Origin of the sequence: Aurantimonas coralicida DSM 14790, from assembly GCF_000421645.1 — a bacterium.
Lineage (GTDB): Bacteria > Pseudomonadota > Alphaproteobacteria > Rhizobiales > Rhizobiaceae > Aurantimonas > Aurantimonas coralicida.
Genome location: NZ_ATXK01000002.1, coordinates 142199 through 163952 on the forward strand (window position 1 = coordinate 142199; position 21754 = coordinate 163952).

Here is a 21754-nt window from a genome sequence, read left to right on the forward strand (position 1 = left end):
GTCCGGGCTCAAAGGGGGCGCTGCGTCGGTGCCTCGTCGAGGACGCCCCAGTCTTGGTACAGATCGCGCAGGGCTGTCAGGGACGGGTGGTCGAGCGTGCGCGCCAGATAGGCTTTAATCCGTGGGATGTGACGGAGATATTGCGGCTTGCCATCGCGTTCCAGCAATCGCACGAAAATACCGAGGATCTTGGATCCGCGCTGGGCCGCCATGATGGCATAGGCGCGCTCGAAACCGGCTGCGTCGAAACCCGCGTCTCCGGCGCGCAGCGAGAGATAGTGCGCGGTGAGCCGCGCCTCGAGTTCGGCCGGTACGTCGACGCGGGCATCCTGCGCCAGGGAGGCGAGATCGTAGGCGGCCGGGCCGATCAGCGCGTCCTGGAAGTCGATGAGCCCGATCCGGGCGAGACCCTCTTCAGCCGGGCGCCAGATGATGTTTGGCGAATGGAAGTCGCGCAGCACCAGACTGGTCTCGGCGCTGTCCAGCGCATCGAAGAGGCCGTTCCAGATCTGCGCGAAGCGCGCCGTCTCGTCGGGACTGGCCGATCGATGCCGGGCGTGGGGCAGATACCAGTCGGGCAGGAGGTCGACTTCCATGCGCATGGCACGGCGATCATAGGGTGGCACCGTGTGACGAACGCCAACCGTCACCGGCATGACCGGGTCCCAGCGGGTCCCGTGCAGGGCAGCGAGCGCGGCTGCCGCAGCCTCGTAGCGTTCGGGGACCGGATGCCCATCGGCGTCGAGCAGGGTCTCGCTACCCAGATGCTCGATCAGCAGGAGGCCGGCGTCCAGATCGGCACGGTGGATCCGCGGCGCCGCGAAGCCCACAGCGGACAGCGCATTGGCCACGGCCACGAAAGGCGCCACGTCCTCGGCGAGATGGGCGATGCGGCTGTAGGGCAGGCCGTCGCGGATGGGCGGGCCGTCGGGCTGGCGCGGAGCGTCCATGACCACCAGCGTCTCGCCGTCCCTGTCCACCGTCTCGTAGCGGCGGCTGGAGGCATCGCCGCTGAAGCGGCGGCGGGGCTGTTCGGCGCAGCCGGCTTCGGCGAGGAAGCTGCGGATTGCCAGCGAACGCAGGATGCGGGGCGCCGCCTCGGCATCGGCGCTCACATGGGCGGTCCGGCCGCCGCCGGGGGCATTGTCCAGCGTGACTGTCACCGAGGCCGCGGCCAGCGCCGACGGCGCGTTCTGCGGCCATTCGACGAAGACGATGCCGTCCCGCGCCATCTCCTCGAAGCCGAGCTCGTCCAGTTCGTCGTCGCCCGACAGGCGGTAGAGATCGAGATGCGCCGCCGGCGGGCTCGTCTCGTAGGGCTGCACCAGCGTGTAGGTCGGCGACGGCACCTCGAGCTCCGGGTCGTCGGCCAGGGTGCGGATCGCGGCGCGTGCCAGCGTCGACTTGCCGGCGCCCAGATCACCGATCAACGCGACCACGTCGCCCGCCGCCAGCGCCAGCGCCAGGTCGCCGCCGAGCCGCAGCGTGGCGGCTTCGTCGGCAAGCGGAATACGGGCGATCTCCACGAGCGCGTCCGGCGCGTCGCTCGCGATCGTTGCCGGGCGTGTGGCGCTCATTCGGCGGCGTCCTCGAAGGCCTGATCGTCGCCATCGTGGCGCAGCGGGGCGGCCGGGTCGAGCGGGAAGTCGCAGATCACCGTCGTTCCCTCGTCCGGCGCGGACTGGATGCAGATCGTGCCGCGATGCAGTTCGACGAAGCTCTTGACGATGGACAGGCCCAGCCCGGCGCCGGAATGGCGCCCGCCGGCCGGATTGGATTCGAAGCGCTCGAAGACCCGGTCGATCTGGTCCGCCGGAATGCCGGGGCCGCGATCGGTGACGGCAAAGGAGATGGCGCGTGGGCCGCGGGTGGCGACGACGTCGACGGCGGTCCCGGCCGGTGCGAAATTCGCCGCGTTCGACAGGAGGTTGAAGAGGATCTGGGTGAGCCGGTGGCTGTCGGCCATGAAGGTCTCGCCGGCCTTGTCGAGGTCGATCCGCAGCGTGACCTCGGCCTCCTCCAGCCGCTCCCTGATGCCGTCGGCCGCGTGCTCGACGGTGCTGACGATGTCCACTTCGGACAGGTCGAGCTCCATGATGCCGGCATCGACCGTGGCGAGGTCCAGAATGTCGTTGACGATGGTCAGGAGCGAGCTGGTGGAGACGGCGATGTAGTCGAGATACTCGCTCTGGCGTTCGTTGAGCGGCCCGGTCTCAGTGGAGCGCAGCAGCGCCGAGAAGCCGATGATGTTGGTCAGCGGCGAACGCAGCTCGTAGTTCACGTGCTGGACGAAGTCGTTCTTGATCTGGTTGGCCTGTTCCAGGGCCTCGTTCTTCTCGCGCAGCATCCGTTCGGCCTGACGCGCGTCGGAGATGTCGGAGAAGGTCAGCATGGTCTGGCCGTTGGGCAGCGGCACGATGGCGAAGGCGATGGTGCGGCCGGAGGACAGGGTCATCTCGCCGGTCTCGGTATCGCGGCGGGTTTCGTCGAAGGCGGTGACCGACTGGCAGAACAGCGGCCAGCCGCCGACGGCGGACGCCGTGCCATCGGTGTCGGCGGAGGAGATCGTGCGGCGGATCGCGACGCTGGCGAGATCCGACAGGGTGTGGATGCGCGGCCGCGACAGGAGATAGTCCGGCTTGAGCCCGAACAGCTCGGCGAAGGACGGGTTGGACAGCCGCAGGCGACCATCGCTGCCGAACACCGCGACGGCCTCCGACAGATAGTCGATGGTCTCGCGCTGCAGCTGGACCGTGGCCTTCACCTGGCTTTCCAGATCGAGCTTCTCGGTGATGTCCTCGAAGATCCAGGTGGCGCCGCCCTGGGGCTGCGGCGTGGCGATGACGCGCAGCGTGCGGGCATCGGCGAGGTGCCACATCGTCTCGGTCGGCTCGGTCGCCCGGTAGGCGGCGAGGTCCTGGTCCTGGATCTCGCTGCGGAACAGCTTCTCCACCGGCAGGATGCCGCGGGTGCGCAGATGGTCGAGCAGCGCCAGATGGTCGGGCTCCGATTCCAGATAGGAATTGGTCAGGTCGAACAGGCGCTGGAAGGCGGCGTTGTGATAGGTGAGGCGCGTCTTGTCGTCGAAGCGAGCGACCGCCGTGGTCAGCTGGTCGAGGGTCTCGGACTGGCTGTTGATCGTCTGGCGCAGCTCCATGCGGACCTGCTCGGTCTCCGACACGTCGATGGCAAGGCCGGCCGATCCGAGCGGGCCGGTGGCTTCCACCACCGCGAAATTGCGGCGGTCGGCCGCGACCACGGTCGAGAGCTTGTCGGAGAAGACGGCCTGTTCCGACAGGCGCGCGGCGATCGTCAGGCGATCCTGCTCCGACAGGAACTCCACCTGCCGCTCCAGCGTGTCGGCAGCTTCCTTTGCGTCGACCGAAGCTGCATAGGCGTTGTTCACCCAGCCGAGGCGGCCGTTGCGGTCGCGCAGCCAGACCGGGATCGGCGCGGCATTGAACAGATTCTGCATCGTCTCGATCATCGCGAGCGCATCGGCGCTGGCGATCTCGGCCTCGCGGACGCGCTCGCGCAGGCCCTCCAGGGCGACGAAGCGGACGACGGCAAGGCCGCCGATGGTCTTGCCCGAGGCTTCGATCAGGCGGCCATGGGGCAGGTCGATCTCGATGCTGAAGGGCTCGGCGTCATGGCGCAGCGCGGTGATGGCGGTCTGCAGCCGCAGCGCGACGTCGGCGGCCATCCAGTCGCCGAAGGACAGGAAGCGCTTTTCCTCGACCGGGGCGCCGGCAGGACCGGGCAGGGCACCGAGGATTTCCGGTGCGCCGGGGCCGGAATAGACCAGAAGCCGCTCTTCGCCGGCGGTCAGGAGCATGGTGCGGGCTTCGGCCTCGGCCCGGCTTTCGGCGAGGCTGGCGCGCAGCATGTCGTTCTCTGTGGCGGTCGCGGCGCGCTGGCGGATCAGAAAGACCGCGCTCAGCATCGAGGCGCCGATCAGCATGGCGACGAGGGCCAGGTAGAGAATGTCGGCCGGTCCCAGCATGGTATCGACGCCGCCCGCCAGCGACAGGAGCTGGGCCGAGGCCGGCGTGGGAGCCAGTGCCAGGATTGCGAGGCCGGAGCCGATGGCCCGCCGCCGGGATGGCGATGCGGGTGTGTGCGCGTGCCGGTCTGCCGTTGCGGTACGGCGCCCGTCGCAAGAATCCATTCGTGTCCGGAAAGCGCCGCCGCGCCCGGATCCACACCCCTCGTTCATTCCGTCAGTCCCCGTTCGTGTCAGCCAGCGTATCCCGGCGTCCTTGTCCCGGCCGCAGGCGCCATACCGCACGCACCGCCGCTGCCGGTGGCCCGGAATGGCAGTGCGAATGTCGGATTCGCAGTCAGCCGGGGCCGAAGCCAGAACACCGGAAGTGCCCTGACGAGACGCAAAGAAACGCTGACGCAGCGACCGGTCCACCCACCGGCAGCCGCGATTCGGACATAGTAGCCACTGCGGAATCCTGCGCAATCCACAACAACGCGGCGGGCGGAAAAGAAAAACCGCCGGGACGGCTTGCGCCCCGGCGGTTCGTCTGATTCGGGCCCGGTGTCCGGACGGGATCAGTAGCGGTAATGCTCGGGCTTGTATGGGCCCTGCTGTTCCACGCCGATGTAGGAGGCCTGCTCGGCGGACAGCTCGCTCAGCCTTGCGCCAAGCTTGGCGAGATGCAGACGGGCAACACGCTCGTCGAGATGCTTCGGCAGGACATAGACCTCGTTGCCGTACTTCTCGCCCTTGGTGAACAGCTCGATCTGCGCCAGCACCTGGTTGGTGAAGGACGCCGACATCACGAAGGACGGGTGGCCGGTGGCGTTGCCGAGGTTCAGCAGACGGCCTTCCGACAGCAGCAGCATGCGGTTGCCCTTGGCGAACTCGATCATGTCGACCTGCGGCTTGATGTTCGTCCACTTGAGATTCTTCAGCGCGTCGATCTGAATCTCGTTGTCGAAGTGGCCGATGTTGCCGACGATCGCCATGTCCTTCATCTCGCGCATGTGCTCGATGCGGATGACGTCCTTGTTGCCGGTCGTCGTGATGAAGATGTCGGCGCTGGAGACGACGTCCTCGAGCTGAACGACCTCGAAGCCGTCCATAGCGGCCTGCAGCGCGCAGATCGGGTCGACTTCCGTGACCTTCACGCGGGCGCCGGCGCCCTGCAGCGAGGCGGCCGAGCCCTTGCCGACGTCACCGTAACCGCAGACGACGGCGACCTTGCCAGCCATCATCACGTCGGTGGCGCGACGGATGCCGTCGACCAGCGATTCCTTGCAGCCATACTTGTTGTCGAACTTCGACTTGGTGACCGAGTCGTTGACGTTGATCGCCGGGAAGGGCAGCAGGCCCTTCTTCTGCAGCTGGTACAGGCGGTTGACGCCCGTCGTGGTCTCTTCGGTCACGCCCTTGATGGCGTCGCGCTGCTTGGTGAAGAAGCCCGGGGTGGCGGCCATGCGCTTCTTGATCTGCGCGAAGAGGATCTGCTCCTCCTCGTTGCCCGGGTTGGACAGCACGTCCTCGCCGGCTTCGGCGCGGGCGCCGAGCAGGATGTACATCGTGGCGTCGCCGCCATCGTCGAGGATCATGTTGGACGGCTCACCATCCGGCCACTGGAAGATGGCGTCGGTGTAGGTCCAGTATTCCTCGAGGCTCTCGCCCTTGATGGCGAAGACCGGGATGCCGGCCTCGGCGATCGCCGCGGCGGCATGGTCCTGGGTCGAGAAGATGTTGCAGGAAGCCCAGCGCAGGTCGGCGCCGAGATCGCGCAGCGTCTCGATGAGGACGGCGGTCTGGATCGTCATGTGGAGCGAGCCGGTGATGCGCGCGCCCTTGAGCGGCTTGTCGTTGCCGAACTCCTCGCGGCAGGCCATCAGGCCCGGCATCTCGGTCTCGGCGATGTCGAGTTCCTTGCGGCCGTAGGCGGCGAGGGAGATATCCTTGACAACGTAATCCTGTGCGTTGGCCATGTGCAATCCATTCGTACGGTGGGAAATTGGGTGGTCGGCCGGGGTTTCCCCCGGTCGCATTAGCAGCGATCTACCAGTCTTGCGCCTTTCGGACAAGGGGACATAAACATTTGCTTATGTCTTGATTGGATGCGCCGCGCTTTGCCCGCGCCGGTTTTGGGGATAGCCTGCCGCGGCAATGCGCGGGAGGAGGAGACGGTGATGGGCCTGAGGTGTGGCATGCTGGCTGCGGGCCTGTGCGGGCTCCTTGTGGCGAACGGCCCCGCCGAGGCGGCCGGTGGCAGCGAGGGCGCGCTTGCGGGCAGCCTGTTCGAGTTCGCGCTGCCCTATTCGCCCTATCTGTTCGACCTCGCCCTCTATGCGGGCCGGGGCGTCGCCGAGATTACCTACGACGCGCGCCGTTACGACGATGTGACACAGGCGCTGATCGTGACCGGTCTGAAGATCCGCCGTGACGATTTCACCGCGGAAATCGGCCAGATGCGCCTGTCGGCCGAACAGGCGGTCTATGAATCCGTCGCCGTCGACACACGCGCCCTGCCGCTCGACCCGCCCGTGCGGGCTGTCCTGCAGCAGCTCGTCCGGGAAGTCCTGACCGGCGACATCGTCGTGGCCGGCCGCACCGACGTCGCGGCAGCCGACTACGACCTGCAGGCGTCGGTCGCGATCGACGGCGTGGGAACCCTCGACCTGTCCGCCGACCTTCGCGGCTTCCACATCCTCCTACCCCTGGACGACTTCGAGGGGGGCACGGGAAGCGACGATCCGGTGCTGGCAGGCCGCCTGCAATCGGCGGAAGCGAGCTTTACCGACGCCGGGCTGGTGGAGGCGCTCTACCATGTCGTCGGCGCGATGCAGGGCATGACCGCCGATCAGGCCCGCGGCACCGCCGGCATGATGGCCGGCATCGGCGTCGCGGCGGTGTTTGCCGACATGCCGGGTGCGCCCGATCCGCAGCTGCAGGCCATGGCCCGCGAGTGGTCGGCAAGCGTGCAGGCGTTCCTGGCAAAGCCGGACCGGCTGAGCCTGCGGCTGCAGCCCGCCGCGCCCTTCGATCTCGCCCGCCTGACCGGGGATGCACCGGTGGGCGCCGCCGAGATCGTGGCGCTCGCACCGTCGGTCGCCGCCGGGCCGGCGCCGGCCATCGCGCTCCTCGATCCCGATACCCTCGTGTCGGGACCCGATGCGGACCTCGCCGCGGTGCTGACGACGGCTGACGCTCTGATCGCCGGCCGCGGCGTGCCACAGGACATCGTGCGGGCGGTGACGATCCTCCTGCCGGCGGTGGAAAAGGATAACCGGGCGGCCATCGGGCTCCTCGCCCGTGCGCTGGCACTGAACCCGCGCGTCGCGATTCCGCAGGACGGACTGCGCGGTGCCTATGTGGCGCTGCTGCTGGCGCGGGCCGACGGGATCGCCATCGCCGACGACAGTCTCGCGGCGGTCCAGGGGCGTCTCAGCCCGGAAGAGGTGGCAGCCGCCGAGGACGATGCACAGCTGCGCTGGCGCCGGACGCCCGCCGGCGAAGCCCGTCACGCGGCGGAAGTCGCCGCCTTCGGCCAGCGTGACTGGGCGGCGATCCGGCGGCTGGCCTTCGGCTACTATGAAGGCATCGAGACGCCGCGCAACGGCATGCGTGCCTATGGCTGGGCGACCATCGCGGCGGCCGGCGGCGACCGCATTGCCGCGGGCCTGCGTGACGATCTCGTGGCGGCGGTGAATTCCGGCCGCTTCATCCTGCCGATGGAGCGCGCCAAGGCCGCCACCGCCGATCTGTGGAAGCTGCTGATTGCCGAGGCACCAGATGCCGCAGGCGCCGAACCGGCGCCGGACAGCGGCGAAGCGACCGGGACGGAGGGCGCGGAGATGCCCGCTGCTCCCCCGGAGGCCGGTCAGGCCGGAAACGGAGACGCTGAAGAAGGCAGCACGGGCGAAGAGGGCACGAACGCTGTCCCCAGGCCGGACACCCGCGAGGAAGACACAGCCGCGAGCGCGCCCGGCAACGCAGTGCCGCCGGCCGACTGACCGGGCGCAGGGGCAACGCGGCTAGCTGTCCTCGCCGAAACGGTTGGCGACGAGGTTCTCGATCGCATCGAGCGCGGCGTCCGCGTCATTGCCGGTGGCGGCGACCTCGATGGTCGTGCCCTTGCTGGCCGCCAGCATCATCAGCCCCATGATCGACTGGCCGCCGACGGTCATGCCGTCGCGCGAGATCGTCAGCTCGGCATCGAACGCCTCGGCCGTCTGCACGAAACGCGCCGAGGCGCGGGCATGCAGGCCGCGCTTGTTGACGATGGTCAGGGTGCGGGGTGGCGGGGTGGCGGACCGGGTCATCAGGCTGGGCCTGCCGGCATCGGCCGGGGCAGGGCAATTGGTATCGCTCGGAGTGCCGGCATTGGTGCTCACTTGCCGCTCAGCACCCGGCTGGCGACGTTGATGTATTTGCGGCCGGCTTCCTGCGCCTCGACGAGGGCGACCGCCAGCGGTTTTTCCTCGCGCACACTGGCCAGCTTGATCAGCATCGGCAGGTTGACGCCGGCCAGGACGTCGACGCGATTGCCGTCCATGACGGAGATGGCGAGGTTGGAGGGCGTTCCACCGAACATGTCGGTGAGAATGATCACGCCGGCGCCGCGTTCCGCCCGGGCGACGGCCTCGACGATATCGACGCGTCGCTGCTCCATGTCGTCCTCGGGGCCGATCGAGATTGTCTCGAAGGCGTCCTGCGGGCCGACGACGTGCTCGACCGCGTGACGGAATTCATCGGCAAGCCGGCCATGGGTCACGAGTACCAGACCGATCATACGCCGTCCCTCACGCTAGTCTGGCCCGGCATCGCGGCGGCCTCCCTGAACTGCTGGGCCGTTCGGCCGCATATCTGCTGCGGGAGATGCGGCAAAGCCGACCTCCACGGGCGCGCATCCTCGCCATCCTTCGGCGGATACGCAAGTTAAATGATCACGCGCTGCGTACTTGCCGGTCACCATTGTCTCAGACGTCGTTGACGGGCGGTGAAAGCACCAGCGAGGCAAGGATGTCGGCGCCGAAACCGGCCTCGCGTGCCGGCAGTTCCACCCGCCGGATCGCCTGCCCGAGAATCTCGGCCGTCCGGGGCTCCGGCAACCGTTCGATGCCGGCCGGATCGACCAGATCGACGACGAGGCCGAGGCGGGCGGAGGCCGCGAAAGGCTCCCGCAGGATGCCGATGCCGGAGACCTCGATCAGCCCGGCGAGCGTGGCCGGCGCCGACATCGAGACGGCGTTGCCGCCTTCCTGTGCGACGACGACGCGGTCGTCGGCCACCAGCAGCGCTTCGAGGTTCAACGCACTGCAGCGGCGCAAAGTCGACAGCGCCAGGGAGGACTTGCCGCTGCGCGCCGGGCCGCGGATCAGAATGCCGAGATCGCCGATCCGGATCGCGCAGCCGTGGAGATTGGCCGGTTCGCTCATTCGGCCGGGAATGACACGATGAACCGCGCACCCGCGACGCCGTTCGGCGCGTCGCTGTCGGCGATGTTCTCCGCCCGGATCGTCCCGCCATGGGCTTCGACGATCTGCCGGCTGATCGACAGGCCGAGGCCTGAATTCTGGCCGAAGGCCTCGGCCGAGGGCCGGTCGGTATAGAAGCGCTCGAAGATCCGGTCGATGATCTCGGCCTGGATGCCGGGGCCGTTGTCCTCGACCACAATGACGACGCGGCTGTTGCGGCGGCGCAGGAGGACGTCGATGCGGCCGTTGGTTTCGGGGACGAAGGAGCGGGCGTTCTCGATCAGGTTGGTGAAGACCTGGCTCAGCCGCAGATCGTGGCCGGTCACCACGTAGCCGTCCTTGATCGAGCCGGGCAGCGCCTGCTTGTCGAAGGTGATCGAGACCTGCCGGTCGGGCTTGGACTGGCTGCGGGCGCCCTCCACCACGGCGCGCAGGAGCTGGGAGAGGTCAACCTTGCTGGCGATCTGGCGGGCGAGCTCCGCATCGAGGCGCGAGGCGTCCGAAATGTCGGTGATCAGCCGGTCGAGCCGGCGCACATCGTGCTGGATGATGTCGAGCAGGCGCTCGCGCGAGGCGTCGGTGCGGGCCAGCGGCAGCGTCTCGACGGCGCTCCGCAACGAGGTCAGCGGGTTCTTCAGCTCGTGGCTGACATCGGCGGCGAAGGTCTCGATCGCGTCCATCCGGGCATAGAGCGAATTGGTCATGTCGCGCAGCGCGGTGGCCAGATTGCCGACCTCGTCGGCACGGTCGCCGAAATCGGGGATCGCGGTGCGTTCGTTGACGCCGCGCCGCACCCGGATCGCGGCCGCCGACAGCCGCCGCAATGGTGTCGCAATGGTCGAGGCGAGCAGGATCGACAGGACGATGGTCACCAGCGAGGCGACGGCGAAGGTCCGCACGATGGCGGTCCGCTCGGCCTGCACGATCTTGTCGATGTCGCCGCCCTGGGTGGACAGCATCAGAACGCCGAGCACCGCCCGGAAGCGCTGGATCGGCACGGCGACGGAGACGATGAGCTCGCCGCCCTCGGTCGCCCGCACCACCGTGGCCGGGCCGCCGGTCAGGGCGTTCATCACCTCCGGATAGGCGGCGCCCGAGCCGCCCGGCGTCTCGCGATAGACCGGCAGGTCGCGGCGCTGGAACAATTGCTGGAACCAGTCGGCCAGCATCTCGCCGAAGCCGGGCTCCTCATCGACCGCGACCGGCGGCAGGTCGTAGCGCAGGATCTGGCCGCGCGAATACAGATGCCGGGAATCGAGGATGAGATTGGCGTCGCGGTCGTAAAGACGCGCCCGGGTGCGGGTCGGGGAGATCAATCGTCTGAGCAGCGGGGCGACCCGCTCCGGATTGATCGGAAAGTCGAGGCTGTCGGTGGAATCGGCACTCGGCGCCAGCGTGTCGCCGGCCTGGAGCTCCAGGAGACGCTCCGGATCGAGGGTGATCGAGTTGGTCTCCACCGTCGCCGACGAGGCGATGGCGCTGGCGATGATCTCGCCCTGGGTCAGGAGGCTCTCCACCCGGGCGTCGATCAGCCCGGCGCGGAACTGGTTGAGATACAGGATGCCCGAGACGAGGACGATCAGCGCGACGAGATTGAGGAAGACGATGCGCCGCGTCAGCGACGAGAAGATCGTGTGCCCGAGCAGCCAGCGCGTGCGGTAGAGCACCCGGCGGATGAACGGCAGCCGACGCAGGCGGCCGCGCACGATCGCCTCGCGCCGCCGTCGGTTGCGCCGCTCCGAACCGCCATCGCCGGCTTCTGTTTCGCTGATGGACACCATCGACCTTTCTAGGGCCCGCTCACGCTTCCCGGAAGCGGTAGCCGACCCCGTAGAGGGTCTCGATCATGTCGAAGTCGTCGTCGATCGCCTTGAACTTCTTGCGCAGCCGCTTGATGTGGCTGTCGATGGTGCGGTCGTCGACATAGACCTGCTCGTCATAGGCCGCGTCCATCAGGGCGTCACGGCTCTTCACCACGCCGGGCCGCTGGGCGAGGGAGTGCAGGATGAGGAACTCGGTGACGGTCAGCGTCACGGGATGGCCGGTCCAGGTGCAGGTGTGGCGTTCCTGGTCCATCACGAGCTGGCCCCGCTCCAGCGAGGATTCGGGCACCGGGCCGCCGGGCTTTGCCGCCTCGCGCGGCGCGCCGCGCCGCAGGATCGCCCGCACCCGCTCGACCAGCAGGCGCTGCGAGAACGGTTTGCGGATATAATCGTCGGCCCCCATCTTCAGGCCGAACAATTCGTCGATCTCCTCGTCCTTGGAGGTGAGGAAGATGACCGGAATATCGGATTTCTGGCGCAGGCGCCGCAGCAGCTCCATCCCGTCCATGCGCGGCATCTTGATGTCGAAGATGGCGAGATTCGGCGGTCGGGACTGCAGGCCCTCCAGCGCGGACGCGCCGTCGGTGTAGGTCTCGACCCGGTAGCCCTCATTCTCCAGCGCGATCGAGACCGACGCGAGAATGTTCCTGTCGTCGTCGACAAGGGCGATGGTTGGCATTGCGATCTTCTCCAGTTTCCGTCCCTCGCAGCGACGTGCGTGTCGCGAGAGGGGCTCGGCCGCGCCCGGCAGGATCACTGGTCGCGGCCGTCGAGGCAGATGTCCCTTCTGCTGATGCGTTCCGCAACAGGGAACGCGCCATCGGCAGCGCCAATCAGCGATAAATGTGGCGGGATTGGAAAATTACAAAGACGTAGCGGAAGTTTTCGGCCGGCCGGCATCCCGCGCGGCGGCTTCGTCCTGTGTCCGGCACCATCCCGGGGACCTGCCGGTCGCGGGGTGGTGGCTCGGCGGCTCTAGAGATCGACCTTGCGCTGCTCGCCGATCTGCGGCCGCTCCTTGCCGCCGACATAGGCCCTGGCGAACTCCCAGGCCTGAGTGATCTTGCTGGCTTTCACATCCCAGATTTCCGCCGAGTCCGGATCGACGACGAGAACGACCACGTCGGGATCGTTCTTGCCCTCCGGCAGCCACGCTTCGGCGGAGGCATCCCACAGATCGGCGACGAGCGACCGGTCGCCCACCACTTCCGCGCGTCCCGACAGCGACATGTACTGCCCATGCTTGGAGAAGGTGCAGGCGACATCGTCGTCGAGCGCGATCTCCTCGACTTTGTGAGTCATGCGCTCGGTCAGGAAATAGAGCTTCCGGTCGTCGCCGCGCAGGCGCAGCGCCATGGGGCGCGCCCGCATCCGGCCGCCGTCGCGCGTCACCACCATGCAGGTGTCGAAATTGCCGATCGTCTCCCAGAACTTGTCGGTGTCGCTGGTGGTCATGGCGTTCTCCTGTCGCATTCTTCCTGCACCGGAACCGGTGCTCTCCAATGGGACAATGCAGCGGACCGGGAAAGGTGCCAGCGCGATCGCGGCGGTCGCGCTGATCATGCGAGCCCGGAAGAGGCGTCCGGACGGACAGGTCCGCCATGCCGCCGCGACCGCGCCATGGCGCCGCTCTCCCGCCGCGATTTAAATCGATCATATCGGGAGGCGTCCGGATTTAATCGATTAAGTGACTGTTCTGATTGTCGATTTTCCGCCCGGAGGGCTTGCTTGTTGGAAGCCGCTGGGTAGTTAGTGGACGCGCGGCAAACATGGTGGGCGCTGGCCTGGCAGACGCGGGCTTCCGGCAAGGAGACGACAGTGGACGAGATCGGCACGAGAAATCCTGACTGCGGAATCGAGACGACCGGGCTCGATGGCCTGTCCTCCGTGCGCTGGAACCTCGGCGAAGCGGAACTGATCGAAACCGCTATCCGCCGTGGCGAAGGCCGGCTTACGGCGCATGGCGCCTTCGTGGCGACCACCGGCAAGCACACCGGCCGCTCGGCCAAGGACAAGTTCATCGTCCGCGACGAGATGACCGACCCGGCCGTCTGGTGGGACAACAACGCCGCCATGGAGCCCGAGGCCTTCGAACGGCTGCGCGAGGATTTTCAGGCCGCGGCCGCCGGCCGTGATCTGTTCGTGCAGGATCTGATCGGCGGCGCGGACCCCGAGAACGCCATCCGGGTGCGCGTCGTCACGGAATATGCCTGGCACTCGCTGTTCATCCGCAATCTCCTGATCCGGCCGTCGCAGGACGAGCTGCGCGACTTCGTGCCGGAGATGACCATCATCGACCTGCCGTCCTTCCGCGCCGATCCCGAGCGCCACGGCTGCCGCACCGAGACCGTCATCGGCGTCGATCTGTCCCGCAAGATCGTGTTGATCGGCGGCACCTCCTATGCCGGCGAGATGAAGAAGTCGGTGTTCACCGCGCTAAACTTCATCCTGCCGGAGAAGGGCGTGATGCCGATGCACTGCTCGGCCAATGTCGGGCCGGACGGCGATGGCGCCGTGTTCTTCGGCCTGTCAGGCACGGGCAAGACCACGCTCTCCGCCGACCCGCGTCGCACGCTGATCGGCGACGACGAGCATGGCTGGGGCGAAAACGGCATCTTCAACTTCGAGGGCGGCTGCTACGCCAAGACCATCCGCCTGTCGCCCGAAGCCGAGCCGGAAATCTTCGCGACCACCCGCCGCTTCGGCACCGTCCTGGAGAACGTCGTTCTCGACGAGAACCGCGTGCCCGATTTCGACGACGGATCGCTGACCGAGAACACCCGCGCCGCCTATCCGCTGCACTTCATCCCCAATGCCAGCGACACCGGCGTCGACGGCCATCCGCGCAACATCATCATGCTGACGGCAGACGCCTTCGGCGTGCTGCCGCCGATCGCCCGGCTGACCCCGGCCGAGGCCATGTACCACTTCCTGTCGGGCTACACCGCCAAGGTGGCGGGCACCGAAAACGGCGTGACCGAGCCGGAGGCGACCTTCTCGACCTGCTTCGGTGCGCCGTTCATGCCGCGCCATCCCGCCGAATACGGCAATCTGCTCCGCGACCTCATCGCCCAGCATCAGGTCGATTGCTGGCTGGTCAACACCGGCTGGACCGGCGGCGCCTACGGCACCGGCCACCGCATGCCGATCAAGGTGACCCGCGCACTGCTCTCGGCGGCGCTCGACGGCAGCCTGAAGGATGCCGAGTTCCGCGCCGATCCGAATTTCGGCTTCCAGGTGCCGGTCGCGGTGGAGGGGGTCGATACGACCATTCTCGACCCGCGCGCCACCTGGACGGACAAGGCCGCCTATGACGCGCAGGCCGCACGGCTGGTGTCGATGTTCCGGTCGAACTTCGCCAAGTTCGAGGATCACGTCGATGTCGAAGTGATGCAGGCGGCCCCGGCCCAGGCGCTCGCCGCCGAATAGCACCGTCGTTCCCTACCGGCGCCGCCAGACTGCGCGGCGCCGGCGGGCCTCCACCGACCTTCCGGAACCCATTCGCGCGCCGCCGCATTGCCGCCCGGAGCCGGCAGCGCTATCGATGCCCATCGGGACGCGGCCGCCGGTCGCAGACGGGGCAGGGCATGGCCGGCGATCACGATCTGATCATCAACGAGCGCGTGACGATTTCCGGCGGGGATCTGCAGGAGCAGTTCATCCGTGCCGGCGGACCGGGCGGACAGAACGTCAACAAGGTCTCGACCGCGGTCCAGCTGCGCTTTGCCGCCGCCCAGTCGGCCGCGCTCTATCCCGATACGTTGCGCCGGTTGCTGCGGCTTGCCGGACAACGGGCGACCAAGGACGGCGACGTCCTGATCGAGGCGTCACGCTTCCGCAGCCAGGAGCGCAACCGCGAGGATGCGCGCGAGCGGCTGGCCGCGCTCATCCGCGAAGCCCTGAAGCCGCCCCTGCCGCCGCGGCGCAAGACCCGCCCGACCAAGGGCTCGGTCGAGCGGCGCCTGAAGGCCAAGAAGGGCCGCTCCCAGATCAAGAACCTGCGCGGACGGGTCGACGACTGAACCGGCGAAACCCGGGGCGGACCGGCCGTCTGCCGGTCAAGTTCGACTGACGCAGCCGTGATCGCATCTTTCGAAGCCGCGCGGCCCGACCCTTCGTATCTCCCGTATCCTCCTGACCGGGAGGAACCGAGATTTCCGCGGAAATCCAAGTTTCACTGGGAGACTATTGATATGATCAAGACCCTTATCCGTTCGGCCGCCATCGCCTCGCTCGTTGCAGCAGGCACCGTCGGCTTCAGCGCCGGCAGCTTCGCGCAGGACATGCCGACGGTCGGCGGCGCCGAGATGAGCCCGGAAAAGACCATCGTCGAGAACGCTTCCGCCGCCTCCAACCTGACGACGCTGGTCGCCGCCGTGAAGGCCGCCGGTCTGGCCGAGACGCTCTCCGGCGAAGGCCCGTTCACCGTCTTTGCGCCGACCAACGAGGCTTTCGAGAAGCTTCCCGACGGCACCGTCGATGATCTCCTGAAGCCGGAGAACAAGGAAAAGCTGGCCAAGATCCTGACCTATCACGTGGTCCCGGCCAAGGCGTCGTCGGAAGCGGCGATGAAGATGATCGAGGATGATGGCGGCAAGCACCCGGCACCGACCGTCGCCGGCGAGAACATCACGCTCGGCATGGACGGCGACAACATCGTCGTCATGGACGCCGCCGGCAACACCGCAACGGTGATCCAGGCCGACGTCATGCAGTCGAACGGCGTCGTGCACGTTATCGACACGGTCCTGATGCCGTCCATGTAATCGGCTCCGGCGGGCCGCCGACCTTCCCCGATTGCGGCGGTCCCGCCAACCGATCTCCCGCGCCGTCACCGGCGCGGGATACGTCGTTTGTCACTTCTGCGTAACAAGCTGGCATGCGGCAGCGAAGCAAGCCATATCCGGTGAATGGCGGCGATCGGCAAGGGATCGCTGCGGCGCGCCCGCCGCGCGGATCACATCAGCCGGCCCACAGAAGGAGATGTCCCATGCGCAGACGAAACTTCCTGGCAAGCACGGCCGCCCTGGCAGTGACGGCGATCGGCGGAAGCCTGTTCTTTCGCGCCGGCGCCCACGCCAAGGACGAAACCTTCCCCGTTACCAGGACCGAGGAGGAGTGGCGCAAGCTGCTGACCCCGGACCAGTTCGCAGTGCTGCGCGAGGAGGCGACCGAGCGGCCCTTCTCCAGCCAGCTCAACGACAACAAGAAATCCGGTCTCTACGCCTGCGCCGGCTGCGACACGCCGGCCTATTCGTCCGAGACCAAGTTCGATTCCGGTACCGGCTGGCCGAGTTTCTGGGCGCCGCTGTCCGACGACGTGATCGGCACCCGCGAGGATTTCCGGCTGATCTACACGCGGACCGAAGTCCATTGCGCCACCTGCGGCGGTCATTTCGGCCATATCTTCGACGATGGCCCCGCACCGACCGGCAAGCGGCATTGCCTGAACGGCGTGGCGCTGAACTTCCGACCCGGTCCGACCACGGCCTCCTGACCGGTTCGTGGCGGATTGACGGAACGGCGGTTCGCGCGAGCGGGCCGCCGTTTTTCGTTTGGCAAGGAAGCGGTGCGACGATGCGCGTCAACCGGCGAACCGGATGCGGAACGGCGAACGATTGAATGGAGCGGGGGGCGACGCCATATGGAGTGCATTGGCCGGAGCGGTGCCTGTCAGGGCCGCTGCCACCGAAAGTCGCTTTCCGAAGGACTTCACGACCGATGAGCCGAATGACGCCGTTTTCCAGCCCGTTGCTGCTTGGCTTCGACAGTGTCGAAAAGACGCTGGAGAGGATTGCCAAGGGCGGCGACGGATATCCGCCCTACAACATCGAACGCATCCGTCCGAAGCCGACCGACGCCAAGAGCGAGGACCTGATCCGCATCACCCTGGCGGTGGCGGGGTTCAGCCCCGAGGATCTGGAGGTCACGACGGAAGAGAACCAGTTGATGATCCGCGGTCGTCAGACCGACGATGCGGAGCGCGAATATCTGCATCGCGGCATCGCGGCGCGGCAGTTCCAGAAATGCTTCCTGCTCGCAGACGGCATGCGGATCACCGGCGCAACCCTGAAGAACGGCCTCCTGCTCGTGGATCTGGCCAAGCCGGAACCCGAGCGAGTCGTCAAGAAGATCCAGATCGCGGTCGCCGACTGACCCGAACTGCCTACGTTTGCCTAGAAAGGAGACGTCCCATGACCCATGACATCGCTTCGACCATGAGCGAGACCGACCTAGCGGCCGTTGGCGAGGGACACCTAGCCTATCTGCGCCGCATGTCCTCCGACGACATGCGCGCCCGTTTCCCTGCTGCCAAGTCGATCGAGCCGGGCCTGAACCTGTGGGCGCTGTTCTCCGCCGACGGCACGCCGCTGGCAGTCTCCGACGACCGCGGCAGCATCCTGGCGAGCGCCGACGAGAACGAGCTGCAGACCGTCAGCACCCACTGACAGCAGCGCGTCACGCTGAAAACCAAAAAGGCGGGTCTGCATGTGCAGGCCCGCCTTTTCGTTGTCGAGGATAAAAGCCGGACCTGTCCGCTTCAGGCGGCGTTCTGGGTGGCCGCCGCCGTCATCAGCGAATAGATCGAGCCGGCATCCCGCGAGCCGCGGATATTGGCCACGGTGTCCGGATTGCGCAGCAGCCGGGCCACCTTGGACAGGGCCTTCAGATGGTCGGCGCCCGAACCCTCGGGTGCCAGAAGCAGGAAGACGAGGTCCACCGGCTGATCGTCGAGAGCATCGAACTCCACCGGACGGCTGAGGCGCGCGAACACCCCCACGATCCGGTCGAGCGTCGGCAGCTTGCCATGCGGGATGGCGATGCCGTTGCCGACGCCCGTCGAGCCCAGCTTCTCGCGCTGCAGGATCGTCTCGAAGATCTCACGCTCGGTGAGTCCGGTGATCTCCGCGGCCTTCTCGGCCAATTCCTGAAGCACCTGCTTCTTGGAATTGGCTCGCAAGCCGGGCAGAATCGCCGCCGGTTCGATGAGCGTTTCGAAGTCCATCGCTGCGATGCCTTATCCTGCGTAGCGCGTGAATGTGAGCGCCGAACCTTGTGTGGCGCTCACGCCCGCTCTGCGTAGGTCGACGGATCAACCCAGCCGTAATTGCCGTCCGCACGCCTGAACACGAGATTCAGGTCGCCGGACTTGGCATTGCGGAACACCACCACCGGGCTGTCCTGGCGGTCGAGTTCCATCACCGCGCCGGCGACCGACAGGGTGCCGACCTTCAGCGTGGTTTCGGCGATGATCGCCGGGGAGAAATCCTCGGGAAGTTCCTCTTCCTCTTCCGGGATCGCCGCCATCACCGAATAGGCCATGTCGCGATGCTCGGTCGAGGACGCCTTGTGGTCCTTCAGGCGCCGCTTGTAGCGGCGCAGCCGCTTCTCGATCCGCTCGGCGGCCTCGGCGAAGCTGACATCGGGCTCGTGGGCCTGGCCCGCGGCCTGGAAGACGACACCGGTATCGAGATGCACCACGCAATCGGTCGAGAAACGCGAACCGTTCTTCGACACGACGACCGTGCCGGAAAAATTTCCGTCGAAATATTTGTCGACCGCTTCGTTCAGACGATCACCGATCCGCGTGCGGAACGCGTCGCCGATGTCCATGTGCTTTCCCGAAATACGCAGTGTCATGGCTGGAAACTCCCTTGCAATGACAGTTGACCCGGTTTCGTGAACCGGTCGACAGAAACGCGCCGGGCCGGAGTTGGATGCCGTCCGGTCGTCGCAATTGCGGGATGAGCGGGCATCTTGCCCTCCGGGCTCAAGAAGTGGCGCCTTCTAGGGAGGATCGCCTGGAGTGTCAACGCAGCCCCCACGGACCCGTCGCAGGCACCTGCGCAGGGGTCTCGTCGGGCCGCTGAGTCCGGGGGGCGAACCGCCATCAGGAGGCCAGCCGCCGTGCGTTCATCTCGCGTCGACGCTGGATCGAAGAGGGAATGCCCAGCGCCTCGCGATACTTGGCCACGGTGCGGCGTGCCAGATCGATGCCTTCCTTCTTCAGGATGGCGGCGATGTCGTCGTCGGACATCACCTTGCCTTGGCTCTCGGCATCGATCAGCAGCTTGATGCGGTGCTTCACGCTTTCGGCCGAATGGGCGTCGCCGCCATTGGCCGAGGCGATCGCCACCGTGAAGAAGAAGCGCATCTCGAAGGTGCCGCGGGGCGTGGCGATGAACTTGGTCGCCGTCACCCGGCTGACGGTCGATTCGTGCATGCCGATCGCCTCGGCGACGGCCATCAGCGTCATCGGCTTCAATCCGCCGATGCCGTGGGTCAGGAAGCCGTCCTGCCGCCGCACGATCTCGCTGGCGACCTTGACGATGGTCTTGGCCCGCTGGTCGAGCGCCCGCACCAGCCAGTTGGCCGATTGCTGGCATTCGCCGATGAAGGCGCGGTCGTCGTCGGACAGGCCGCCGCTGCGCACCGTGCGCAGATAATTGTTGTCGACGAGCACCCGGGGCAGGGCGTCGGGATTGAGCTCCACCTGCCAGCCGCCGTCCGGCGCTTCGGTGACGAGGACGTCGGGCACGATCGACTCGAAGCCCTCGTGGTCGAAGGCATGGCCGGGCTTGGGGTCAAGGCCGCGGATCTCGGCCAGGATGTCCATCAGGCCGGATTCGTCCTCGCCGGTCAGCCGCCTGAGCGCGGCGAAGTCCCGCCGCGCGAGAAGGTCGAGATTGTCGATCACGGCGGCGATGATCGGGTCGAAGCGGTTGCGGCGGCGCAGCTGGATGGCAAGGCATTCGGCAAGGTCGCGGGCGAAGAGGCCCGCCGGCGTCGCCTCGCTCTGGATGGTCGTCAGCACCGCCTCGACCTCGGCGACCGTCACGCCGAGATCGGTGGCAAGCTGGTCGCAGGACAGGCGCAGATAGCCGCTCTCGTCGAGATGCTCGACCATCGCTTCGCCGATCTTCTGGGCGGGGCCGGCCGACACTGCGTCGCGCACCTCCGAAAGGGCATGGGCGTTGAGCGACGGCCGCCGCTCGGCCAGATCCTCGACGCTGAAATCATGATCGGACGCTGCGATGCGGCCTTCGCCGCGGGCAATCGGGGCGGTTCGCTCAGGCCGGTCGCCGGCGTCCTCGCGCCCGGCGAAGCCGCTCTCGAAGGCCGCGCTGTCGCTTTCCGATCCGGTGATCTGCGTGCCGGCGGCCGCTTCCTCGCGAGGCTGGAGCGGCACGGGCGAATCGGTCGGTGTGTCCATCTCCGCCGCCGGGCGCCCGGAGGCCTCCGCGGTGCCCGCGGCAAGCAGCGGATTGCGCTCCATCTCGCCGTCGACATAGGCCGCCAGCTCGACATTGGAGTACTGCAGCAGCCGAATCGATTGCAGCAGCTGGGGCGTCATCACCAGCGATTGCGATTGCCGCATCTGCAGTTTGGCGGAAAGAGCCATGGACGCCGAGACACTCCCCAGTGCGGACTGCTGGCGGGGACGATTGGCGCCCCCGGTCGGGACCGCATCGATCACGCGGCCCGTTACCGGCCATCAAAGCGGCTTGCCGCATTCGTTGTCAATGTGAGTTCGATCGCGCCATGGCGTCGCGCGGCGCGGTTGCGGCGTGCGATTGCGCGCGTCCCGGTGGTTCCGGAATCGACGGCCCGCCGCCCGGCGCAATCGCCGGGAGGCGGTTGCGCAGAGATTGTGCAGGGACCGGCTAGAAGCTGAATTCGTCGCCGAGATAGAACCGGCGTACATCCGGATTGTCGACGATTTCCTGCGGCTTGCCGTGGGTCAGCACCGCGCCGGCATGCATGATGTAGGCGCGGTCGATCAGACCCAGCGTCTCGCGCACATTGTGGTCGGTGACGAGCACGCCGATGCCGCGTTTGGTCAGATGCCGGACCAGTTGCTGGATGTCGGAGACGGCGATCGGATCGACGCCGGCGAAAGGCTCGTCCAGCAGCATGAAGGTGGGTTTCGAGGCGAGCGCCCGGGCGATCTCGCAGCGCCGCCGCTCGCCGCCCGACAGCGAGGTCGAGGCCTGCTTGCGCAGATGGTCGATGTGAAACTCGCTGAGCAGCGCCGTCAGTTCCTCTTCGCGCACGTCGCGATCCGGCTCCACCACCTCGAGCACGGCGCGGATGTTGTCCTCGACCGACAGGCCGCGGAAGATCGACGCTTCCTGGGGCAGATAGCCGATGCCGAGACGCGAGCGCCGATACATCGGCACGGTGGTGATGTCGTGGCCGTCGAGCATGATGCGGCCCTGATCGACGGGGACGAGCCCGGTGATCATGTAGAAGCAGGTGGTCTTGCCGGCGCCGTTCGGGCCGAGCAGGCCGACCGCCTCGCCGCGCCGGACCAGCAGGCCGACATCGTCGACGACCCGCCGGCCGCGATAGCTCTTGGTCAGGCCGGCGGCCGCCAGCGTGCCCTCGGCCGCATCCGGATGGAGACCTTCAAGGTCGCCCATCCCGTGCGGCAGGCCATAGGTCGGCGCGGCCGGATGCGGGCCCGGCTCGGCATTGGC

The 21754-nt window shown here is 67.3% G+C and carries 20 protein-coding genes; 7 read left to right on the forward strand and 13 right to left on the reverse strand.

Annotation, left to right across the window (positions count from 1 at the left end; all coding sequences use genetic code 11):
* Positions 1–8 precede the first annotated feature (8 nt).
* The 3 genes from tsaE to ahcY form a co-directional block, all read right to left on the reverse strand.
* Complete coding sequence (tsaE, locus tag H536_RS0105225; protein ID WP_081651827.1) at positions 9–1577, reverse strand: tRNA (adenosine(37)-N6)-threonylcarbamoyltransferase complex ATPase subunit type 1 TsaE; 1569 nt, start codon at positions 1575–1577, stop codon at positions 9–11.
* Positions 1574–4168: a PAS domain-containing sensor histidine kinase gene (locus H536_RS0105230; protein WP_244495360.1), complete on the reverse strand. Its 2595-nt coding sequence runs from the start codon at positions 4166–4168 to the stop codon at positions 1574–1576. The genes tsaE and H536_RS0105230 overlap by 4 nt, the downstream gene beginning before the upstream one ends.
* A 392-nt stretch (positions 4169–4560) precedes the next feature.
* Complete coding sequence (gene ahcY, locus H536_RS0105235; RefSeq protein ID WP_024349467.1) at positions 4561–5961, reverse strand: adenosylhomocysteinase; 1401 nt, start codon at positions 5959–5961, stop codon at positions 4561–4563.
* 201 nt (positions 5962–6162) lie between these two features.
* Between ahcY and H536_RS0105240 the strand changes: the two genes are divergently transcribed.
* Positions 6163–7986 carry a hypothetical protein gene (locus H536_RS0105240; protein ID WP_155898397.1) on the forward strand — a complete coding sequence of 608 codons (1824 nt, stop codon included), beginning with the start codon at positions 6163–6165 and terminating at the stop codon, positions 7984–7986.
* A gap of 21 nt (positions 7987–8007) precedes the next feature.
* On the opposite strand, the gene H536_RS0105245 is transcribed toward H536_RS0105240, so the two are convergent.
* The 6 genes from H536_RS0105245 to H536_RS0105270 all read right to left on the reverse strand — a co-directional run bounded on the left by H536_RS0105245 (position 8008) and on the right by H536_RS0105270 (position 12728).
* Complete coding sequence (locus H536_RS0105245) at positions 8008–8295, reverse strand: HPr family phosphocarrier protein (RefSeq protein ID WP_024349469.1); 288 nt, start codon at positions 8293–8295, stop codon at positions 8008–8010.
* 68 nt (positions 8296–8363) lie between these two features.
* Complete coding sequence (locus H536_RS0105250; RefSeq protein ID WP_009211079.1) at positions 8364–8765, reverse strand: PTS sugar transporter subunit IIA; 402 nt, start codon at positions 8763–8765, stop codon at positions 8364–8366.
* Between the two features lie 187 nt (positions 8766–8952).
* Positions 8953–9411: an HPr kinase/phosphorylase gene (locus H536_RS0105255; RefSeq protein WP_024349470.1), complete on the reverse strand. Its 459-nt coding sequence runs from the start codon at positions 9409–9411 to the stop codon at positions 8953–8955.
* On the reverse strand, positions 9408–11231 hold the full coding sequence (locus H536_RS0105260; protein WP_024349471.1) for a sensor histidine kinase: 1824 nt from the start codon (positions 11229–11231) through the stop codon (positions 9408–9410). The genes H536_RS0105255 and H536_RS0105260 overlap by 4 nt, the downstream gene beginning before the upstream one ends.
* Before the next feature lie 19 nt (positions 11232–11250).
* A complete protein-coding gene (locus tag H536_RS0105265) occupies positions 11251–11952 on the reverse strand; it encodes a response regulator transcription factor (protein WP_009211076.1) in 702 nt (233 codons plus the stop codon).
* A gap of 296 nt (positions 11953–12248) precedes the next feature.
* Positions 12249–12728 carry a pyridoxamine 5'-phosphate oxidase family protein gene (locus H536_RS0105270; RefSeq protein WP_024349473.1) on the reverse strand — a complete coding sequence of 160 codons (480 nt, stop codon included), beginning with the start codon at positions 12726–12728 and terminating at the stop codon, positions 12249–12251.
* A 363-nt stretch (positions 12729–13091) separates the two neighbouring features.
* On the opposite strand from H536_RS0105270, the gene H536_RS0105275 reads away from it, so the two are divergent.
* The 6 genes from H536_RS0105275 to H536_RS0105300 all read left to right on the forward strand — a co-directional run bounded on the left by H536_RS0105275 (position 13092) and on the right by H536_RS0105300 (position 17722).
* On the forward strand, positions 13092–14702 hold the full coding sequence (locus tag H536_RS0105275; RefSeq protein ID WP_024349474.1) for a phosphoenolpyruvate carboxykinase: 1611 nt from the start codon (positions 13092–13094) through the stop codon (positions 14700–14702).
* A gap of 158 nt (positions 14703–14860) precedes the next feature.
* On the forward strand, positions 14861–15295 hold the full coding sequence (gene arfB, locus H536_RS0105280) for an alternative ribosome rescue aminoacyl-tRNA hydrolase ArfB (protein ID WP_009211073.1): 435 nt from the start codon (positions 14861–14863) through the stop codon (positions 15293–15295).
* A gap of 171 nt (positions 15296–15466) precedes the next feature.
* Positions 15467–16039 carry a fasciclin domain-containing protein gene (locus H536_RS0105285; protein WP_024349475.1) on the forward strand — a complete coding sequence of 191 codons (573 nt, stop codon included), beginning with the start codon at positions 15467–15469 and terminating at the stop codon, positions 16037–16039.
* A 224-nt stretch (positions 16040–16263) separates the two neighbouring features.
* Positions 16264–16770, forward strand: a complete 507-nt coding sequence (msrB, locus tag H536_RS0105290; protein WP_024349476.1) for a peptide-methionine (R)-S-oxide reductase MsrB — start codon at positions 16264–16266, stop codon at positions 16768–16770.
* A gap of 224 nt (positions 16771–16994) precedes the next feature.
* Entirely contained in the window at positions 16995–17429 is a 435-nt protein-coding gene (locus H536_RS0105295) for an Hsp20 family protein (protein ID WP_024349477.1), read from the forward strand.
* Between the two features lie 38 nt (positions 17430–17467).
* Positions 17468–17722 (forward strand): BQ00720 family protein, encoded by a 255-nt coding sequence (locus tag H536_RS0105300; protein WP_024349478.1) that lies wholly within the window; start codon positions 17468–17470, stop codon positions 17720–17722.
* Positions 17723–17814: 92 nt separating this feature from the next.
* Here the strand turns inward: H536_RS0105300 and ptsN are convergent, their stop codons facing one another.
* From ptsN to lptB, 4 genes are all read right to left on the reverse strand, one after another.
* The gene (gene ptsN / locus H536_RS0105305; RefSeq protein ID WP_009211069.1) at positions 17815–18279 is read right to left on the reverse strand and encodes a PTS IIA-like nitrogen regulatory protein PtsN; all 465 of its coding nucleotides are present in this window, start codon (positions 18277–18279) and stop codon (positions 17815–17817) included.
* Between the two features lie 59 nt (positions 18280–18338).
* Positions 18339–18914 carry a ribosome hibernation-promoting factor, HPF/YfiA family gene (gene hpf / locus H536_RS0105310; RefSeq protein ID WP_024349479.1) on the reverse strand — a complete coding sequence of 192 codons (576 nt, stop codon included), beginning with the start codon at positions 18912–18914 and terminating at the stop codon, positions 18339–18341.
* A gap of 250 nt (positions 18915–19164) precedes the next feature.
* Positions 19165–20676, reverse strand: a complete 1512-nt coding sequence (rpoN, locus tag H536_RS0105315; protein WP_024349480.1) for an RNA polymerase factor sigma-54 — start codon at positions 20674–20676, stop codon at positions 19165–19167.
* Between the two features lie 262 nt (positions 20677–20938).
* On the reverse strand, positions 20939–21697 hold the full coding sequence (lptB, locus tag H536_RS0105320; RefSeq protein WP_024349481.1) for an LPS export ABC transporter ATP-binding protein: 759 nt from the start codon (positions 21695–21697) through the stop codon (positions 20939–20941).
* Positions 21698–21754 lie beyond the last annotated feature (57 nt).

Bases quoted from the DNA above. Each gene is read 5' to 3' on its own strand.
- H536_RS0105240 (WP_155898397.1), top strand. From the start codon at position 6,163: ATGGGCCTGAGGTGTGGCATGCTGGCTGCGGGCCTGTGCGGGCTCCTT.
- H536_RS0105270 (WP_024349473.1), bottom strand. From the start codon at position 12,728: ATGACCACCAGCGACACCGACAAGTTCTGGGAGACGATCGGCAATTTC.
- H536_RS0105250 (WP_009211079.1), bottom strand. From the start codon at position 8,765: ATGATCGGTCTGGTACTCGTGACCCATGGCCGGCTTGCCGATGAATTC.
- H536_RS0105260 (WP_024349471.1), bottom strand. From the start codon at position 11,231: ATGGTGTCCATCAGCGAAACAGAAGCCGGCGATGGCGGTTCGGAGCGG.
- lptB (WP_024349481.1), bottom strand. From the start codon at position 21,697: ATGGGCGACCTTGAAGGTCTCCATCCGGATGCGGCCGAGGGCACGCTG.
- H536_RS0105230 (WP_244495360.1), bottom strand. From the start codon at position 4,168: ATGGATTCTTGCGACGGGCGCCGTACCGCAACGGCAGACCGGCACGCG.
- H536_RS0105245 (WP_024349469.1), bottom strand. From the start codon at position 8,295: ATGACCCGGTCCGCCACCCCGCCACCCCGCACCCTGACCATCGTCAAC.
- H536_RS0105300 (WP_024349478.1), top strand. From the start codon at position 17,468: ATGACCCATGACATCGCTTCGACCATGAGCGAGACCGACCTAGCGGCC.
- H536_RS0105295 (WP_024349477.1), top strand. From the start codon at position 16,995: ATGAGCCGAATGACGCCGTTTTCCAGCCCGTTGCTGCTTGGCTTCGAC.
- ahcY (WP_024349467.1), bottom strand. From the start codon at position 5,961: ATGGCCAACGCACAGGATTACGTTGTCAAGGATATCTCCCTCGCCGCC.
- tsaE (WP_081651827.1), bottom strand. From the start codon at position 1,577: ATGAGCGCCACACGCCCGGCAACGATCGCGAGCGACGCGCCGGACGCG.
- ptsN (WP_009211069.1), bottom strand. From the start codon at position 18,279: ATGGACTTCGAAACGCTCATCGAACCGGCGGCGATTCTGCCCGGCTTG.
- H536_RS0105255 (WP_024349470.1), bottom strand. From the start codon at position 9,411: ATGAGCGAACCGGCCAATCTCCACGGCTGCGCGATCCGGATCGGCGAT.
- H536_RS0105285 (WP_024349475.1), top strand. From the start codon at position 15,467: ATGATCAAGACCCTTATCCGTTCGGCCGCCATCGCCTCGCTCGTTGCA.
- H536_RS0105265 (WP_009211076.1), bottom strand. From the start codon at position 11,952: ATGCCAACCATCGCCCTTGTCGACGACGACAGGAACATTCTCGCGTCG.
- rpoN (WP_024349480.1), bottom strand. From the start codon at position 20,676: ATGGCTCTTTCCGCCAAACTGCAGATGCGGCAATCGCAATCGCTGGTG.
- arfB (WP_009211073.1), top strand. From the start codon at position 14,861: ATGGCCGGCGATCACGATCTGATCATCAACGAGCGCGTGACGATTTCC.
- hpf (WP_024349479.1), bottom strand. From the start codon at position 18,914: ATGACACTGCGTATTTCGGGAAAGCACATGGACATCGGCGACGCGTTC.
- msrB (WP_024349476.1), top strand. From the start codon at position 16,264: ATGCGCAGACGAAACTTCCTGGCAAGCACGGCCGCCCTGGCAGTGACG.